The 15,296-nt window shown below is 71.5% G+C and carries 18 protein-coding genes; 11 read left to right on the forward strand and 7 right to left on the reverse strand.

Translation table 11 applies throughout. The features are described from left to right. Nucleotides 1-45: 45 nt before the first annotated feature. The 5 genes from ccmA (at nucleotide 46) to F6X53_RS17715 (ending at nucleotide 3,073) form a co-directional block, all read left to right on the forward strand. The gene (ccmA, locus tag F6X53_RS17695) at nucleotides 46-720 is read left to right on the forward strand and encodes a heme ABC exporter ATP-binding protein CcmA (RefSeq protein ID WP_151001536.1); all 675 of its coding nucleotides are present in this window, start codon (nucleotides 46-48) and stop codon (nucleotides 718-720) included. Continuing rightward, nucleotides 711-1,385, forward strand: coding sequence for a heme exporter protein CcmB (gene ccmB, locus F6X53_RS17700; RefSeq protein WP_191970884.1), 675 nt, complete (start codon nucleotides 711-713; stop codon nucleotides 1,383-1,385). The genes ccmA and ccmB overlap by 10 nt, the downstream gene beginning before the upstream one ends. Nucleotides 1,386-1,489: 104 nt before the next feature. Beyond that, nucleotides 1,490-2,278, forward strand: coding sequence for a heme ABC transporter permease (locus tag F6X53_RS17705; protein ID WP_151001515.1), 789 nt, complete (start codon nucleotides 1,490-1,492; stop codon nucleotides 2,276-2,278). A gap of 10 nt (nucleotides 2,279-2,288) precedes the next feature. Beyond that, entirely contained in the window at nucleotides 2,289-2,447 is a 159-nt protein-coding gene (gene ccmD, locus F6X53_RS17710) for a heme exporter protein CcmD (protein ID WP_151001516.1), read from the forward strand. Between the two features lie 8 nt (nucleotides 2,448-2,455). Further along, on the forward strand, nucleotides 2,456-3,073 hold the full coding sequence (locus F6X53_RS17715) for a DsbE family thiol:disulfide interchange protein (RefSeq protein ID WP_151001537.1): 618 nt from the start codon (nucleotides 2,456-2,458) through the stop codon (nucleotides 3,071-3,073). Between the two features lie 51 nt (nucleotides 3,074-3,124). Here F6X53_RS17715 and F6X53_RS17720 read toward each other — a convergent pair whose 3' ends face one another. Further along, nucleotides 3,125-3,751: a septation protein A gene (locus F6X53_RS17720; RefSeq protein WP_151001517.1), complete on the reverse strand. Its 627-nt coding sequence runs from the start codon at nucleotides 3,749-3,751 to the stop codon at nucleotides 3,125-3,127. Nucleotides 3,752-3,843: 92 nt separating this feature from the next. Here F6X53_RS17720 and F6X53_RS17725 point away from each other — a divergent pair, with 92 nt between their 5' ends. Next, complete coding sequence (locus F6X53_RS17725) at nucleotides 3,844-4,092, forward strand: type II toxin-antitoxin system VapB family antitoxin (protein ID WP_151001518.1); 249 nt, start codon at nucleotides 3,844-3,846, stop codon at nucleotides 4,090-4,092. Next, the gene (locus F6X53_RS17730; RefSeq protein ID WP_238297937.1) at nucleotides 4,089-4,487 is read left to right on the forward strand and encodes a type II toxin-antitoxin system VapC family toxin; all 399 of its coding nucleotides are present in this window, start codon (nucleotides 4,089-4,091) and stop codon (nucleotides 4,485-4,487) included. Before F6X53_RS17725 ends, F6X53_RS17730 begins: the two co-directional genes overlap by 4 nt. Nucleotides 4,488-4,507: 20 nt before the next feature. On the opposite strand, the gene ftsY is transcribed toward F6X53_RS17730, so the two are convergent. Further along, the gene (gene ftsY, locus F6X53_RS17735) at nucleotides 4,508-6,052 is read right to left on the reverse strand and encodes a signal recognition particle-docking protein FtsY (RefSeq protein ID WP_151001519.1); all 1,545 of its coding nucleotides are present in this window, start codon (nucleotides 6,050-6,052) and stop codon (nucleotides 4,508-4,510) included. Between the two features lie 101 nt (nucleotides 6,053-6,153). Here ftsY and F6X53_RS17740 point away from each other — a divergent pair, with 101 nt between their 5' ends. Further along, on the forward strand, nucleotides 6,154-6,873 hold the full coding sequence (locus tag F6X53_RS17740; protein WP_151001520.1) for an RluA family pseudouridine synthase: 720 nt from the start codon (nucleotides 6,154-6,156) through the stop codon (nucleotides 6,871-6,873). A gap of 59 nt (nucleotides 6,874-6,932) precedes the next feature. Here F6X53_RS17740 and mtaB read toward each other — a convergent pair whose 3' ends face one another. Beyond that, nucleotides 6,933-8,195 carry a tRNA (N(6)-L-threonylcarbamoyladenosine(37)-C(2))-methylthiotransferase MtaB gene (mtaB, locus tag F6X53_RS17745; protein WP_151001521.1) on the reverse strand — a complete coding sequence of 421 codons (1,263 nt, stop codon included), beginning with the start codon at nucleotides 8,193-8,195 and terminating at the stop codon, nucleotides 6,933-6,935. Further along, nucleotides 8,192-9,082 carry a diaminopimelate epimerase gene (gene dapF, locus F6X53_RS17750; protein ID WP_151001522.1) on the reverse strand — a complete coding sequence of 297 codons (891 nt, stop codon included), beginning with the start codon at nucleotides 9,080-9,082 and terminating at the stop codon, nucleotides 8,192-8,194. Before dapF ends, mtaB begins: the two co-directional genes overlap by 4 nt. A 327-nt stretch (nucleotides 9,083-9,409) precedes the next feature. On the opposite strand from dapF, the gene F6X53_RS17755 reads away from it, so the two are divergent. From F6X53_RS17755 to trpS, 3 genes are all read left to right on the forward strand, one after another. Then, nucleotides 9,410-10,225, forward strand: a complete 816-nt coding sequence (locus tag F6X53_RS17755; RefSeq protein WP_238297938.1) for a GyrI-like domain-containing protein — start codon at nucleotides 9,410-9,412, stop codon at nucleotides 10,223-10,225. A gap of 98 nt (nucleotides 10,226-10,323) precedes the next feature. Beyond that, the gene (locus tag F6X53_RS17760; protein WP_151001523.1) at nucleotides 10,324-11,097 is read left to right on the forward strand and encodes an endonuclease III domain-containing protein; all 774 of its coding nucleotides are present in this window, start codon (nucleotides 10,324-10,326) and stop codon (nucleotides 11,095-11,097) included. 166 nt (nucleotides 11,098-11,263) lie between these two features. Then, nucleotides 11,264-12,322 carry a tryptophan--tRNA ligase gene (gene trpS, locus F6X53_RS17765; protein WP_151001524.1) on the forward strand — a complete coding sequence of 353 codons (1,059 nt, stop codon included), beginning with the start codon at nucleotides 11,264-11,266 and terminating at the stop codon, nucleotides 12,320-12,322. A 151-nt stretch (nucleotides 12,323-12,473) separates the two neighbouring features. On the opposite strand, the gene F6X53_RS17770 is transcribed toward trpS, so the two are convergent. The 3 genes from F6X53_RS17770 to F6X53_RS17780 all read right to left on the reverse strand — a co-directional run bounded on the left by F6X53_RS17770 (nucleotide 12,474) and on the right by F6X53_RS17780 (nucleotide 15,183). Beyond that, the gene (locus tag F6X53_RS17770) at nucleotides 12,474-13,127 is read right to left on the reverse strand and encodes a pyridoxamine 5'-phosphate oxidase family protein (protein ID WP_151001525.1); all 654 of its coding nucleotides are present in this window, start codon (nucleotides 13,125-13,127) and stop codon (nucleotides 12,474-12,476) included. A 221-nt stretch (nucleotides 13,128-13,348) separates the two neighbouring features. After that, nucleotides 13,349-14,623: a ketol-acid reductoisomerase gene (gene ilvC / locus F6X53_RS17775; protein WP_280526039.1), complete on the reverse strand. Its 1,275-nt coding sequence runs from the start codon at nucleotides 14,621-14,623 to the stop codon at nucleotides 13,349-13,351. Continuing rightward, nucleotides 14,539-15,183: a glutathione S-transferase family protein gene (locus F6X53_RS17780; protein WP_151001527.1), complete on the reverse strand. Its 645-nt coding sequence runs from the start codon at nucleotides 15,181-15,183 to the stop codon at nucleotides 14,539-14,541. Before F6X53_RS17780 ends, ilvC begins: the two co-directional genes overlap by 85 nt. Nucleotides 15,184-15,296 lie beyond the last annotated feature (113 nt).

Raw genomic sequence — 15,296 nt, forward strand, 5'->3', positions numbered from 1 at the left:
AGCGGGTCCGGGACGGCTCAGGTGCATCCCGTCTCAGGCCAACCCGTGCGGCTCACCGTCACCAACCTCGCCGTGCGCCGCTCCGGGCGCCGCATCTTCTCGGGGCTGTCCTTCGGGCTCGGGCCCGGGGAGGCCCTGATGGTCACGGGGCGCAACGGGGCCGGCAAGTCGACGCTGCTCGCGGTCCTCGCCGGTCGCCTCAAGCCCGAGGCCGGGACGCTCGCGGTGGCCGATGTCGGCGAGGCGAGCCTGCCCGAATGCCTGCACGTGGTCGGGCACCGGGACGGGCTCAAGGGCGCGCTCACGGCGGAGGAGAACCTGGCCTTCGCCCGCGACCTCCTGGGCGATCCCGCCCTCGCGCCCCGCGAGGCTCTGGCCGAACTCGGCCTCGCCCACGCGCTGCGGCTGCCCGTGTCCTATCTCTCGGCCGGGCAGCGCCGTCGCGTGGCGCTCGCCCGCCTCCTCGTCTGCCGCCGGCCGCTCTGGCTCCTCGACGAGCCGACGGCCGCCCTCGACCTCGCCGCGCAGGGCGTGCTCGCCGGCCTGATGGCGCGCCACCGCGAGGCCGGCGGCCTCGTCGTCGCGGCGACGCACCAGGCGCTCGGCCTCGACGAGGCCCGGGAGCTGCGCATCGAGCGCCCGGAGCCGGACGCGCCCCGCGTCCCGCGCCCCGGCGACGCCCCGGTCGCGTCCGGCCCAGGGCTGGAGGATTGGGCGTGATCGGCACGATCCGGGCCCTCGTCGCCCGCGACCTCGTCCTGGCGGCCCGGGTCGGCGGCTCGGGGGCGCTCTCCCTCGTGTTCTTCCTGATGATCGTCGCCCTGGTGCCCTTCGCGCTCGGGCCCGACCTCAACCTGCTGTCGCGGATCGGCCCGGCCATCCTCTGGCTCTCGGCGGTGCTGTCGACCCTGATCGGGCTCGACCGCCTGTTCCAGGCCGACGAGGAGGACGGCTCCCTCGATCTGATGACGGGGGCGCCCGTACCCCTCGAATGCGTGGTCCTGGCCAAGGTCACGGCGCATTGGCTCACCACCGGCCTGCCCCTGGCGCTCGCCTCGCCGCTCTTCGGCCTCCTCGTCGCCCTCGACGGGACCGCGATGGCCGGGACCGCCCTCACCCTCCTGGTCGGCACCCCGGCCCTCACCTTCGTGGGCGCCGTGGGCGCGGCGCTCACCGCCTCGATCCGCCGCGGCGGCCTGATCCTGGCGGTCCTGGTCGTGCCCCTGATGATCCCGACCCTGATCTTCGGGGTCTCGGCCGCCCAATCGGCCACGGCCGGCACGGTCCCGTTCGCGACGCCCCTGATGGTGCTGGCCGGGCTCAGCCTCATCGCCGCGGTGGTCGGCACGGCCGCCGCCGCCGCCGCCCTGCGCTGGTCGGAATAGGGCGCCGGCCGATCACGCTTGCGTGCGGGGCGCGTCGATGACGCCCGCCTGCGCCCCTCGCCCGCATTGCCGCTGCACCGCACCCCGCGCTAAAGCGGGGCACCATGTGGACACGCCTCTCCAATCCGGGCCACTTCATGCGCTGGTCGGGCGCGCTGTTGCCCTGGCTCGCCGGCCTCTCCGCCGCGGGCCTCGCGCTCGGCCTCTACCTGTCGTGGTTCGTCGCCCCGCCCGATTATCAGCAGGGCGAGACGGTGCGGATCATGTTCATCCACGTGCCGGCGGCCTGGCTCGGGGTGTTCTTCTACGGCTCGATGGCGCTCTCGGCCATCGGCACCCTGGTCTGGCGCCATCCGCTGGCGGACGTGGCCCAGCGCGCCGCCGCCCCGATCGGCGCGGCCTTCACGCTGATCTGCCTCGTCACCGGCTCGCTCTGGGGCAAGCCGATGTGGGGGACCTACTGGGTCTGGGACGCGCGCCTGACCTCGATGCTGATCCTGTTCCTGATCTATTGCGGCATCATGGCCCTGTGGCGCACCATGGAGGACCCGAACCGGGCCGCCCGCGCGGTCGCGATCCTCACCCTCGTGGGCGCCATCAACCTGCCGATCATCAAGTTCTCGGTGAACTGGTGGTCCACCCTGCATCAGCCGGCCTCGATCCTGCGCATGGGCGGCTCCACCATCGATTCCTCGATGCTCTACCCGCTGCTCACCATGATCGCCGCCGCGACGCTCACAGGCGTCACGCTGCACCTCTACACGATGCGCACCGAGATCCTGCGCCGCCGCGTGCGCACCCTGACGATCCGGGAGGCGGAGCGCCTCGATGCCGGCGCCGTCGCGGTCGCGCCGGCGCGGGTCGGGGCCGTGCCCCTCGGCCAGGCGCTCTGAGGCGGACGCGATGGATCTCGAACCTCATACCGGCTTCATCCTCGGGTCCTACGCCTTCACGGCCCTGGTCCTCGGCGGCCTGATCCTCAACGCGGTCCGCGACCAGCGGGCGCAGAAGCGGGCGCTGACCGAGCTCCAGGCGGGCGAGCGCGCCGGAGACCGCCCGTGACGGCGCCCATGTCCCCTGCGGATCCGGAGGACAGGCCCCCGGAGCCGGTCCGCCGCTCCCTCCTGCTGATCGTGCCGCTCATCGCCTTCGCGGTCCTGGCCGGCCTGTTCTTCCTGCGCCTGCGCTCGGGCGTCGATCCGGCGGCGCTCCCCTCGGCGATGATCGGCAAGCCGGTCCCGGCCTTCGACCTGTCCGGCGTGCCGGGCCTCGAGGCTGAGGGCCGTCCCCTGCCCGGCCTGTCGAGCCGGGACCTCGCGGGCGGCGTCACGGTGGTGAATTTCTGGGCTTCGTGGTGCGCTCCCTGCCAGGTCGAGCACCCGATGCTGATGCGGCTCGCCAAGGAGCCGGGGCTGCGCCTCGTCGGCGTCGACTACAAGGACGCGCCCGAGAACGGCCGCCGGTTCCTGGCCCGGAACGGCATTCCGTTCTCGGCGATCGGCCTCGACGCGACCGGGCGCGTCGGCATCGAATTCGGGGTTTACGGCGTGCCCGAGACCTTCATCATCGGGCCCGACGGGGTGATCCGCGACAAGCTCGTGGGCATCCTCACCCCGGAGAACTACGCCGACGTCCTCGCCCGGATCCGCGCCGTCGCGCGCAGGAGCGAGACGGCCGCGAGCCGCTGAGGCGGGTCCGGGGGCGCCGGCCTCGCGTCGACCGGCCCGAGCCGGCCCGGGTCAGGCCTTGGCCGGATCCACCTCCTCCGGCGCCTTGCGCTCGTAGCGCGACAGGAGCGGCGTCTGGGCGAGGGCGAACAGCACCGTCAGCGGCATGATGCCGAAGACCTTGAAGTTCACCCAGAAATCCTCCGTCTGCGTGCGCCAGACCACCTCGTTCAGGGCGGCGAGCGCCAGGAAGAACAGGCCCCACCGGAAGGTGAGCTTGCGCCAGCCCTCCTCGGTCAGGGTGAACATGCTGTCGAGAACGACCGAGAGCAGCGACTTGCCGAAGGCGAGCCCGCCGAGGAGCACGAGGCCGAACAGGGTGTTCACGATGGTGGGCTTGACCATGATGAAGGTCTTGTCCTGCAGGAACAGGGTCAGGCCGCCGAACACCACCACCACCACGCCGGAGACCAGCGGCATGATCGGAAGCCGCCGCACCAGCGCGTAGTGGATCGTCAGCGCGATCACGGTGGCGGCGATGAACAGCCCGGTCGCCACGAACAGCTTCTGGTCGGCGCTCACGCCGAACCGCTCCGCGTAGGCGTTGCCGAGGAAGAACAGAACCAGCGGCCCGAGTTCCAGCGCGAGCTTGGGCAGGGGCGCGAGGTGGCGACGGGGAGGAACGGGTTCGATGAGCATGCGTTCGCAGCGTCCGAGAGGGGGTGAGTCCTAGCCTCGTCAGGGCCGGCACTGTAGGATTTTCCTGCGTCTGTATCGACCGGGGGTGCGCGATGTCCATCACCATCGAGAACGAGGAGGCGGAGGCGCTTCTCTCGGAGTTGACCGCGCTCACGCGGCGATCCGAGCCGGATCTCCTGCTCGACCTACTCCAGCGCGAACGCGAGCGGATCGAGCGCGAGATGAGCGAGGCCGTCGCATCGGGTCGGACCCTCCACGAACGATGGACGGCGCGGCCGATCACCGATCCGCGCCCCGTCGATGATGTGCTGGCCTATGACGAGAACGGCCTGCCCGCGTGAGCGGCCTGCTCGTCATCGACACATCGGTCTTCGTCGCGATCCTGTTCCAGGAGCCGGATGCCGAGAGTTGGAGCCGCGCGATCCGCACCGGCAGGCAGCGCGTGATGGCCGCGGGAACCTACCTGGAATGCGCGATCGTCGGAGGCCGACGCCTGGGCGGGCGCGACGACCTCGACGAATGGCTCCTGCGGGAGTCGATCGCGGTCATTCCCGTCGACCACGCCCTCGCGCGCCGCGCGGCGGATGCCTTCGCGCGGTACGGCAAGGGGCGCCACCCCGCTGGCCTCAACTTCGGCGATTGCTTTGCCTATGCCCTCGCGGCCTCGCTCGGCGCGCCCCTGCTGTTCAAGGGCGAGGATTTCGCCCGCACCGACGTGGCGCGGGCGCCCGTCTGAGCGCGCGTCGGATCGACGGCTCAGTCCTTCTCCAGCCCCGCGATGGCCCGGGCGAAGTCGCGGGCCGCGAAGGGCTCGAGATCCTCGACGCCCTCGCCGACCCCGATGAAGTGCACCGGCAGGCCGAATTTCGCCGCGAGCGCCACCAGGATGCCGCCGCGCGCGGTGCCGTCGAGCTTCGTCATCACGAGGCCGCTGACGGGGGCCGCCTGCGCGAACAGCTCCACCTGGCTGAGCGCGTTCTGGCCGACCGTGGCGTCGAGAACGAGAAGCGTCGCGTGGGGCGCCTCCGGGTCGAGCTTCGCCAGGACGCGCACGATCTTCTCGAGCTCGGCCATCAACCCGGCCTTGTTCTGCAGGCGGCCGGCCGTGTCGATCAGGAGCACGTCGCTGCCCTGGCGCTTGGCCTCCTGCAGGGCATCGAAGGCGAGGCCGGCCGCGTCCGACCCTTGCGGCCGGGTGATCACCGGGGTGCCGGTGCGCTCGCCCCAGACCTTGAGCTGCTCGACCGCGGCGGCCCGGAAGGTGTCGCCCGCCGCCAGCATCACGCTGCGGCCCTCGGCCCGCAGCTTGAGGGCGAGCTTGCCGATCGTGGTGGTCTTGCCGGCGCCGTTCACCCCCACCATCAGGATCACGAAGGGCCGCTTGTCCCTATCGACCCGGAGCGGGACCGCGACGGGATCGAGGGCCCGCTCCACCTCGGTGGCAAGGATCGCCCGCACCGCGTCCGGCGAGATGCCCTTCTCGTAGCGGCCCTTGCCGACGGCGTCCGAGATCCGCGTCGCGGTCTCGAGGCCGAAATCGGCCTGGATCAGGGCATCCTCCAGATCCTCCAGGGTCGTCGCGTCGAGCTTGCGCTTGGTGAACAGCCCCGTGACGCGGTCCGACAGGGAGGTGGAGGTGCGCTTCATCCCCTCCGTCAGGCGCCCCCACCAGCCGCGTTTGCCCGGCTCCGGGAGGGCGGAATCCTTGGCCGCGTCCGACGCGAGGGCCGCCGCGGTGTCGATGGGCTGGATGTCGGGATCGGGCGCCGCGGCCGGTGCCGCCAGGGCCGAGGCCGTCCCGGGCTCCGCTTGGCCGAACCCGGAGGCGGGCGTGCCTCCAACGGCGCTCGGCGTGGGCGCGAAGGCGCGGGACGTCGTGTCGGCGGGCTCGGCGCCGCGCGCGGGCGCGTCGCCGGCGGTGCCGGCGGGCGGGCGCTCCGTCTTCCCCGCGATCGGCTGCAGATCCGCGCCCTCGATCTCGTCCGGGACGCTGTTGCGGTCCGGATCCGCCGGGGCGGGCTCGGAGGCCGGCAGCGGCACATGCGCCACGTCGTCGGCGCCGGTGGCGAAATCCGGCTGCCCCTCTGCCGGCGATGCCGGAGCCGGCGATGCCGGAGCCGGCGATGCCGGAGCCGATGATGCCTCATCCGGCGCTTCCGACGCCGGCGCCGCCTCTGCCGGCACCTCTGCGGCCTCGGCCGCCGGCATCTCAGTGGGCGGCGTCTCCGCCTCGTCCGGGGCCGGACCTGCCTTGCGCCCGAACAGGCGGCCGAACCAGCCCGGCTTCTCGTCTTGACTCATCGCGTCCTTGCTCCCGCATGCGGGCTCACCCCGTTCGGGGCGCATCGATTTTCTCCGCGACCCGAGTGTCGCTTCGTGTCCGGATGCTTTAGCCGACCCGCATGCCCGTTCCACCGACGATCGACCGACCGACGCTCCTGCCAGACATAGGGGCCCGGCTGCTCTACCGCGATGCCCTGCTGCTCGTCATCGACAAGCCGGCGGGGCTGCCGGTGCATCCGGGGCCCAAGGGCGGCGAGACCCTGACCGACCATCTCGACGCCCTGCGCTTCGGCCTGCCCCGGCGGCCCGAGGCCGTCCATCGCCTGGACCGCGACACGTCGGGCTGCCTCGCGCTCGGGCGCCACGCCAAGGCGCTTGCGCGCCTGAACTGCCTCTTCTCCACCGCGGCCGCCGAGAAGACCTACTGGGCCCTGGTGGAGGGCGGCCCCGAGGGGGAAGGGAGCCGCATCGACCTCCCCCTCGCCCGCCGCTCGGACGACCCCCGCAGCTGGTGGATGAAGGCGGACCCGGCCGGCGACCCGGCCTTGACGGAGGTCCGGGTGCTCGGCCGCGGGCCCGGCCGCGGCACCGCCTGGCTCGAACTGAAACCCGTGACCGGGCGCACCCACCAGCTGCGCGTCCACTGCGCCGCGATGGGCTTCCCGATCGTCGGGGACGCGATCTACGGCCGCGCGCCCCGCTCCGGCGGCCCGGGCCTGCAGCTCCACGCCCGGGCCCTCAGCCTGCCGCTCTACCCGAAGAAGCCGCCCGTGCGGGCCGAGGCGCCGGTGCCGGCGCATATGCGGGCCGGGCTCGCGGCCTGCGGCTGGCCGGCCTAGCCTCAGGCTCTCCGACCCAATCCGGTTGATCCCTTCGGGATGGCGGATCTGGGCTTCGCTCAGGCGCCGCGCGGGCTTGCCGAGACCGCCTCGGCCAGCAGAGCCTGCCCGTCATGGCCCACGATGCGGACCTCGCGGATCTCCCCCGGCTCGGCCGCGAGGCGCACCGGCGTGAAGGCCTCGGTCCGTCCGGTCCCGCCCCGCTCGGCCAGCACGCGGTGCCGCTGCCCGACCTCGCCCGCGAGATGGCGCGCGAAGGCCGCCTCCCCCGCCGCGCGAAGGCGGGCGGCGCGCTCGCGCACGATCTCGGGGGCGACCGGCGGCATCCGGGCGGCGGGCGTGCCGGGCCGGGGTGAGTAGGGAAAGACGTGGAGATGGGTCAGCCCGCATTCCGCCACGAGGTCCAGGGAGCGGGCGAACTGGGCCTCCGTCTCGGTCGGAAAACCCGCGATCAGGTCGGCGCCGAAAACCGTGCCGGGGCGCAGGCGCCGCACGCTCTCGCAGAAGCCGATCGCGTCGGCCCGCCCGTGGCGCCGCCGCATCCGCTTCAGGATCAGGTCGTCCCCCGCCTGCAGCGACAGGTGGAGATGCGGCATCAGCCGGCGCTCCGCGGCGATCGCCTCCAGGAGGTCGTCGTCCGCCTCGATCGAATCGATCGAGGACAGGCGCAGCCGCGCGAGGTCCGGCACGCCGGACAGGATCGCCCGGGCGAGGCGCCCGAGGCTCGGGCCCTCCGGCAGGTCGCGGCCATAGGCGGTGAGGTCGACGCCGGTGAGGACCACCTCGCGCCCGCCATGGGCGACGATGCGGGCGACCTGCTCGACCACGGCCGCCACCGGCACCGAGCGCGACCGGCCCCGGCCGAACGGGATGACGCAGAAGGTGCAGCGATGGTCGCAGCCGTTCTGGACCGGCACGAAGGCTCGGGTATGCCCGCTCAGGCCCGCGATCCGGGTCGGCTCGGCCGCCTGCTCGGCCATGATCGCGCCGGTGCCGGCCCGCCCGGCCTCGGGCGGCGCCGCCCAGGCCTCCGGCCGCAGCTTGTCGCCGTTGCCGACGAGGCGGGCGACCTCGGGCATCGCCGCGTAGAGATCGGTCTCGACCTCGGCGCCGCAGCCCGTCACGACGATCTCGGCCCCGGGCCGCTCGCGCGCCGCCCGGCGGATCGCCTTGCGGGCCTGGCGGCCTGCCTCGGCGGTGACCGCGCAGGTGTTCACGATGATGCGATCGCCGGCCGCGCCGGATTCCTGAGCCGCCGCGCGCATCACCTCGGATTCGACGGTGTTGAGGCGGCACCCGAAGGTCAGCGTCTCGACGCTCATGCGGAATCGTTCATGAAGAGTTCCGGCGCGAACGTGCCTTCGCCCTCGAGGAAGACCGGCCCCGTCATCAGCACGTGGTCGTCCGCCCGCCACTCGATCACGAGGTCACCCCCCGGCAGGCTGACAGTCGCGCCCCGACCGATCATCCGCAGCCGCGAGGCCGCCACCACGGTGGCGCAGGCGGCGGTGCCGCAGGCGAGCGTCAACCCGGCGCCGCGCTCCCAGACCCGGAGCTTGATCGTCTCCCGTCCGGTCACCTGGGCGACCGAGATATTGGCCCGCTCCGGGAAGACCGGGTGGTTCTCCAGCATCGGGCCGATCCGCGCGAGATCGTAGGCGTCGGGGTCCTGCTCGGTGAAGAACACCGCGTGCGGGTTGCCCATGCTGACGGCGCCGGGCGAGTGCAGGATCGGGTCGTCGATCGGGCCGATCTGGAGCTCGATCCGCCGGGTGTCCGGAAAGGGGTCGCGCAGGGGGATCTCGTCCCAGGCGAGGCGCGGCCGGCCCATATCCACCGTGAAGGAGCGGTCGGCCACCCGCTGCACCTCGACGAGGCTGGCCTTGGTCTCGAGGACGAGGCGTCCGCTCTCGGCGGGGCGCGCCATGGCGGGGTCGTCGAACATCGCGAAGGCGACGCAGCGGGTGCCGTTGCCGCAGGCCCCCGATTCCGAGCCGTCGGTGTTGTAGATGCGCAGGAACGCGTCGGTGCGCGGGCTCACGGGATCGTGGAGCACCATGAGCTGATCGAAGGCGGAGTGGGGATCAGCCGCGATGGCGCGCGCGTCCTCGGGCGTCACCACGATGGGCGTGCCGCGCAGGTCGAGCACCACGATCGCGTTGCCCGCGCCGTGCATCTTCAGGAACCGTCTGTGGGCCAATCCGCTCATGGGTGTCGAGGTTCTGCCTGTCGGGGATCCGCCCGCCGGAGGGTCGCGGACCGGTCCCGTGTGGGGACCGCTATATGGCAAAGCGCCGGCCTGCGCACGAGGGCCGCCGCCGCGGGGCAGAACTTCCGGAGGATCGGGGCTTCGGAGGAACCGGCCTTGCGGTCCTGCCGACCTGCGTGGCCGATCCGCCGCGCCGCGCGGCCATTGGGCACAAGCGGAGGTTGGCATCTCGCGAGCAGGCCCTTTCGCCACTACCTTCCGCGTCCGGGGAGGGCCCGCGATTCGACGGGCCGACTCCACCGCCTGACCACGAGCCGGAGCGCACCTGTGACTCGCCTTCGTTCCACGCTGCTTGCCGGCCTTTTCGCGATGGCGTCTGGTCCCGTCCCGGGTCTGGTCGCGGGCGCGGCCCAGGCTCAGCAGCCCTCCCCGCCCGCCAACGCACCACCGCCGGCATCCACCGTCCCGCCACCCGCGGTGACGAGCCCGCTCCCGACCACGACCGCGCCGGACACCGCGAAATCGGGGACCGGGCCGTCGACGGCGCCTTCGGCGACGCAGGCGGTGACCCCGCCCATGCCCTCGCCGCCCCCCGGTGTCACGGCTCCCGCCTCGCGCCAGACCTTGGTGGCGGCCCCCGGCGACGCCAACGACGTGGACGAGGTCTCGTTGCCCCCGAAGCCTGCCGCGATCCTCTCCGGCAAGGCGAAATGGGAGGAGGCGGTCCCGAGCCTCAAGGCGGCCTTCGCGCGGATCGAGGCGGAACTCGCCAAGGCCGGCATCACGCCGACCGGCCGGCCGATCGCGGTCTTCGCCAAGACCGACGACGACGGCTTCCAGTACGAGGCGATGATCCCGGTCGCCCCGGTGCCGGATTCCAAGGCCGCCGAGGGCAAGCTCGCCGAGGCCGGATCGGGCGATGGTGGGCCCTTGCGCCTCGGCACGACGCCGAGCGGCAAGGCGCTCCGCTTCCCCCACAAGGGCTCCTACGACGAGATCGACGGCACCTACGAGACGCTCACCGCCTATCTCGATGCCAAGGATGTCGTGGTCCAGGATCGCTTCATCGAGGAATACGTCACCGACCTCAAGGACCGGGCCGACGAGAAGCTCGACGTGAACATCTATGCCCTGGTGAAGTGAGGCGCGCCGGAACGCGGCCCTGCGGCGTCTCGGCGCCGCAGGGCACGAGGCGGGCACGGGCTCGGGAACCGGCGGCGACGCTCGCGGATTCGGCCTCCATGCCCATCGCACCCGGCCACGATCTCGCGGGCGCCCGCCCCAACCGTTCCCGCCGCGCAGGCGCGGAGCCCAGTCCTCCGGATGCGGGCCTCGCCGCCAAGGCCCTCGCGGTGCATCGCCGGCTCTGCCCGGTCTACGGGTGCCCGATCCCTTACTTCCACAGCCTCGATCCCTTGAGCGAGCTGGTCTCCTCGCTCCTGTCGCATCGAACCCGCAACGCGGATTCGGGACGGGCCTTCAAGGCCCTGCGGGCGCGCTTCCCGGATTGGTCCGCGCTCCTCGATGCGGAGATCCCGGAGATCGAGGCGACGATCGCGGGCGTGACCTGGCCGGAGTTGAAGGCGCCGCGCATCCAAGCCATCCTGCGGCGCATCGCCGAGCGCCGTGGCAGCCTCTCCCTCGACTTCCTGCGGGAGATGAGCGTCGATGAGGCCCGCGCCTGGCTCGAGGCGATCCCGGGGATCGGCCCGAAGACGAGCGCCGCGACCCTCTCCTTCTCGGTGCTGCGGATGCCGGCGCTGCCGGTCGACAGCCATCATCACCGGGTGGCCCAGCGCCTCGGCCTCATCGGGGCCAAGGTCGATGTGGGCCCCTCCCACCCGATCCTCCGCGCCCAGCTCCCGGCGGATTGGAGCGCGCAGGACCTCTACGACAACCACGAGGTCCTGATGCTGCACGGCCAGCAGGTTTGCCACCACCGCAATCCGGCCTGCCGCGCCTGCGTGCTCCTCGACCTTTGCCCCACCGGTCAGGCGCGCCTCGGATCGGCTTAGTCGGGCCGCACGATCACCGAAGCCCGGGATTGAGGACGGCTCGGCGTCGCCGGATCCTTGACCCGGTCGCGCTCTGGGTGCCAGAACCCCGCCCCTCGGCGGATGCGAGGTGGCCACGGTCCAAGTCGCTTCAGACGTCGTCTCAAGGCTCGAAGGGACCGCGCCGATGGCCGCGTTCAAGGAATTGGTGTTCTCCGGCGTTCAGCCGACCGGGAACCTGCATCTCGGCAATTACCTCGGTGCGATCAAGCGCTTCGTCGAGATGCAGGCGCGGTCCGAGTGCCTCTATTGCGTGGTCGATCTCCACGCCATCACCCTGTGGCAGAACCCGGCCGAGCTGAGGAGCCAGATTCGCGAGGTCACAGCCGCCTTCCTGGCCGCCGGCATCGACCCGAAGCGCTCGATCGTGTTCAACCAGAGCCAGGTGCACGAGCACGCGGAGCTCGCCTGGGTACTCAATTGCGTGGCCCGCCTCGGCTGGCTCAACCGCATGACCCAGTTCAAGGACAAGGCCGGCAAGGACCGCGAGAATGCGAGCGTCGGGCTCTACGATTATCCGGTGCTGATGGCGGCCGACATCCTGGCCTACCGGGCGACCCATGTGCCCGTGGGCGAGGACCAGAAGCAGCATCTCGAGCTGACCCGCGACATCGCCCAGAAATTCAACAACGACTTCGCGGAATCGATTACCGCGCAGGGGCACGGCGAGGGCTTCTTCCCGATCACCGAGCCGCTGATCGGCGGGCCGGCCGCCCGCGTCATGTCGCTGCGCGACGGCACCAAGAAGATGTCGAAATCGGATCCTTCGGACAATTCGCGCATCAACCTGACGGACGATGCCGACGCCATCGCCCAGAAGGTGCGCAAGGCCAAGACCGATCCGGACGCCCTCCCGTCGGAGGTGGCGGGCCTCGGTGGCCGACCGGAGGCCGACAACCTCGTGGGCATCTTCGCGGCCCTCAGGGGCTCGACCCGCGAGGCGGTGCTCGCCGAGTTCGGCGGCGCGCAATTCTCGGCCTTCAAGGGCGCCCTGGTGGAGCTCGCGGTGGAATCGCTCGCGCCGCTGAGTGCCGAGATGAAGCGTCTCGTGGCCGATCCGGCCCATATCGACGCGGTCCTGGCCGACGGCGCCGAGCGCGCCAGCGCCATCGCGGCCCCCACCCTCGACGCCGTCAAGGACATCGTCGGCTTCGTCCGCCGCGGCCGGACCTCGCGGCCGGTCTGACCTAGCTCTCCTCCCCAACCGGCGCGCTGCGCGCAAGCTCCCGCTCAGCGGTGGTCGGGGCGAGGCGGGCGACGGATCCCGGGTCGTCGCCCGCCTCGCCGGTCCGCGAGCGCGGGTTCCACCGTCCCCCTACGGGAGCGGTGCAGCCGGCTCAGCTCTCGCCGCGGGCGACGCGGGCCTCGTATTCGGGCAGTTCCAGGCGGCCCTCCCGGGCGACGCGGGCCGCGTCCTCGTCGCTGATCACGTCCTGAACCATGTCGAGGCGCTTCCAGAGGGCGAGCGGGGTCTCCGTGTCGGGCGTCGGCACGTAGCGGTTCTGGGCGACCTTCTGGTACTTGTGGATGTAGCGCGGGCAATTGACCCAGGCCTTCGTGACCGCGACGCGCACGAGGTACTTGGCCTCGGTATACGCGGCCATCAGGGGATCGTCGCGCAGCATCGTGGCGTGGCCCTGCACGCGAACCCGGTGGGGTGTCTCGAAATCGATGAAGAGCAGCCCGACCTTGGCCTGACCCTCGATATTGCCCATCGAGTAGAACATGCCGTTGCCGTCGAAGCCGGGGAAGACCAGCGTGTTCGCGTCGAGGACCTTCACGAAGCCGGTCGAGCCGCCCTTGTAGGAGACGGTCGGCATGCCATCGGGGTCGACGCTCGAGAGGAAGAACATGTCGCGCGAGCCGATGAAGGCCGCCTCGTCGGGGCCGATCGCGTCCTTGACCCAGCCCGTGTCCAAGCGCTCGGCGAGCTTGACGGTGTTGAACTCCTCCTGCAGCGCGCGGTGCGCGTCGAAGTAGAGCGAAGTCATGTTTCCTCCCTGCCATTATCGGAGCCGGCGCCGTCGAGGGCGCAGCTTGAGCGCGCGCATGTTGGTCGCAACGGCGCGGGACCGCAATCGCAGAGGTGCAACGGGCAACCCCGAGCGCGTGGGTCGCGGATCGGCGCATGAAAAGGGCCGGCCCCGCCTGGCGGGACCGGCCCTGTCGTCGCGACGGTGAGGCCGAGCGAAGCCGGCCCCTTCCGACGAACTCAGTTGCGGGACTTGTCGACCAGCGCCTTCTCGGAGATCCACGGCATCATGCCGCGGAGCTTGGCGCCGACCTCCTCGATCGGGTGGGCGGCGAGCTTGGCGCGCGTGGCCTTGAACGAGGTCTGGCCGACCTTGTTCTCCAGCATCCAGTTGCGGGTGAAGATGCCCGACTGGATGTCATTGAGGACGCGCTTCATCTCGGCCTTCGTCTCCGGCGTCACGATGCGCGGGCCGGTGACGTACTCGCCGTACTCGGCGGTGTTCGAGATCGAGTAGTTCATGTTGGCGATGCCGCCCTCGTAGATGAGGTCGACGATGAGCTTCACCTCGTGCAGGCACTCGAAATACGCCATCTCGGGGGCGTAGCCCGCCTCGACGAGCGTCTCGAAGCCGGCCTTGATCAGCTCGACGAGGCCGCCGCAGAGCACGGCCTGCTCACCGAAGAGATCCGTCTCGCACTCTTCCTTGAAGGTGGTCTCGATGATGCCGGCGCGGCCGCCGCCATTGGCCGAGGCGTAGGACAGGCCGAGGTCGTGCGCGTTGCCGGAGGCGTCCTGCGCGATCGCGATCAGGGTCGGCACGCCGCCGCCCTTGAGGTACTCGCCGCGCACCGTATGGCCGGGTCCCTTCGGGGCGACCATCAGCACGTCGAGGTCCTTGCGGGGCTCGATCAGGTTGAAGTGGACGTTGAGGCCGTGGGCAAACAGAAGGGCGGCGCCCTGCTTCATGTTGCCCTCGAGCGATTCCTTGTAGATGTCGCCCTGAAGCTCGTCCGGGGTGAGCATCATCACCACGTCGCCCCACTTGGCGGCGTCGGCGACCGACATCACCTTGAAGCCCTCGTGCTCCGCCTTCTTGGCGGTGGCCGAACCCTCGCGCAGCGCGATGACGATGTCCTTCACGCCCGAATCACGCAGGTTGAGCGCGTGGGCATGGCCCTGGCTGCCGTAGCCGACGATGACGACCTTCTTGCCCTTGATCAGGTTCAGGTCGGCGTCACGATCGTAATAGACCCGCATGGCGGCTTCTTCCTTCTTGGAGTGATGGCGGTTGAGTGCGCTCCGGCGCCCTCGTTCGCGCGGCCGTGCGATGGGCGCGCTTTTAGCGAGGCGATCCCCTTGACGAAAGGGGCAATCGCCACAGGGCCGCGACTTGGCGGATCCTTCCTGCGCATGGCGCGGGATCGGCGTCAGGCCGGGAGGGGCAGACCCTCCCGCGCGAAGGCCCGCTGCACGGCGGGGCGTGCCGCCATGGCGTGGGCATGGGCGGTCCAGGCGGGAAAGCGCGCGGCCATGTCGAAGCCGAGGGCGGGGCCCCGTCCCCAGGTCCAGAACAGCAGCAGGTAGGGGTCGACCACGCTGTAGCGCTCGCCCAGAGCCCAGCCGCCGTTCGAGAGCCGAACCTCCGTCATGGTGCAGAGATCCCCGAAGGTGTCGGCGCCCTTGGCCCGGATGGCGCCGTAGGCCGCCTCGTCGGTGCTGTAGCGCTCGGCCCGGCGGATATGCGCGTAGGCCGGGTGGTGATTCGTGGAGAGCCAGCCCAGCCACTCGTCCGCCACCGCCTGCTCGCGCAGATCCACGGGCCAGAGGGCGGCCCGCGGGTGCGTGCGGGCGATGTGGCGCAGGAGGGCGGTGTTCTCGGTCAGCACCCAGCCCTCCTCGTAGAGCGCCGGCACCCGGCCGCGCTCGTTGATCGCGAGGTATTCGGGCGCGCGCTGATCGCCGGCCTGGAGGTTGAGGCGCACCGTCTCGAACGGGGCGCCGGTCTCCTCCAGGGCGATATGCGACGCGAGCGAGCAGGCGCCGGGAGCGTAGTAGAGGGTGCGGGCGGTCATCCTGGCCTTCCCTGTCGCGTGCTTCGGGCCGCTCGGGGTCCCCGCCTCTAGCATTACAGTTGCATTCTCTTTCTGAGATGGGCCTGTCGAGCGGCAGCTTGGTGGGCGCGCCG

The sequence above is a fragment of the Methylobacterium soli genome (assembly GCF_008806385.1).
GTDB lineage: Bacteria > Pseudomonadota > Alphaproteobacteria > Rhizobiales > Beijerinckiaceae > Methylobacterium > Methylobacterium soli.

Coding starts and splice junctions, on each gene's coding strand:
- F6X53_RS17705 (WP_151001515.1), top strand. CDS start 1,490: ATGTGGACACGCCTCTCCAATCCGGGCCACTTCATGCGCTGGTCGGGC.
- ccmD (WP_151001516.1), top strand. CDS start 2,289: ATGGATCTCGAACCTCATACCGGCTTCATCCTCGGGTCCTACGCCTTC.
- F6X53_RS17715 (WP_151001537.1), top strand. CDS start 2,456: ATGTCCCCTGCGGATCCGGAGGACAGGCCCCCGGAGCCGGTCCGCCGC.
- F6X53_RS17720 (WP_151001517.1), bottom strand. CDS start 3,751: ATGCTCATCGAACCCGTTCCTCCCCGTCGCCACCTCGCGCCCCTGCCC.
- F6X53_RS17725 (WP_151001518.1), top strand. CDS start 3,844: ATGTCCATCACCATCGAGAACGAGGAGGCGGAGGCGCTTCTCTCGGAG.
- ftsY (WP_151001519.1), bottom strand. CDS start 6,052: ATGAGTCAAGACGAGAAGCCGGGCTGGTTCGGCCGCCTGTTCGGGCGC.
- F6X53_RS17740 (WP_151001520.1), top strand. CDS start 6,154: ATGCCCGTTCCACCGACGATCGACCGACCGACGCTCCTGCCAGACATA.
- mtaB (WP_151001521.1), bottom strand. CDS start 8,195: ATGAGCGTCGAGACGCTGACCTTCGGGTGCCGCCTCAACACCGTCGAA.
- dapF (WP_151001522.1), bottom strand. CDS start 9,082: ATGAGCGGATTGGCCCACAGACGGTTCCTGAAGATGCACGGCGCGGGC.
- F6X53_RS17760 (WP_151001523.1), top strand. CDS start 10,324: ATGCCCATCGCACCCGGCCACGATCTCGCGGGCGCCCGCCCCAACCGT.
- trpS (WP_151001524.1), top strand. CDS start 11,264: ATGGCCGCGTTCAAGGAATTGGTGTTCTCCGGCGTTCAGCCGACCGGG.
- F6X53_RS17770 (WP_151001525.1), bottom strand. CDS start 13,127: ATGACTTCGCTCTACTTCGACGCGCACCGCGCGCTGCAGGAGGAGTTC.
- F6X53_RS17780 (WP_151001527.1), bottom strand. CDS start 15,183: ATGACCGCCCGCACCCTCTACTACGCTCCCGGCGCCTGCTCGCTCGCG.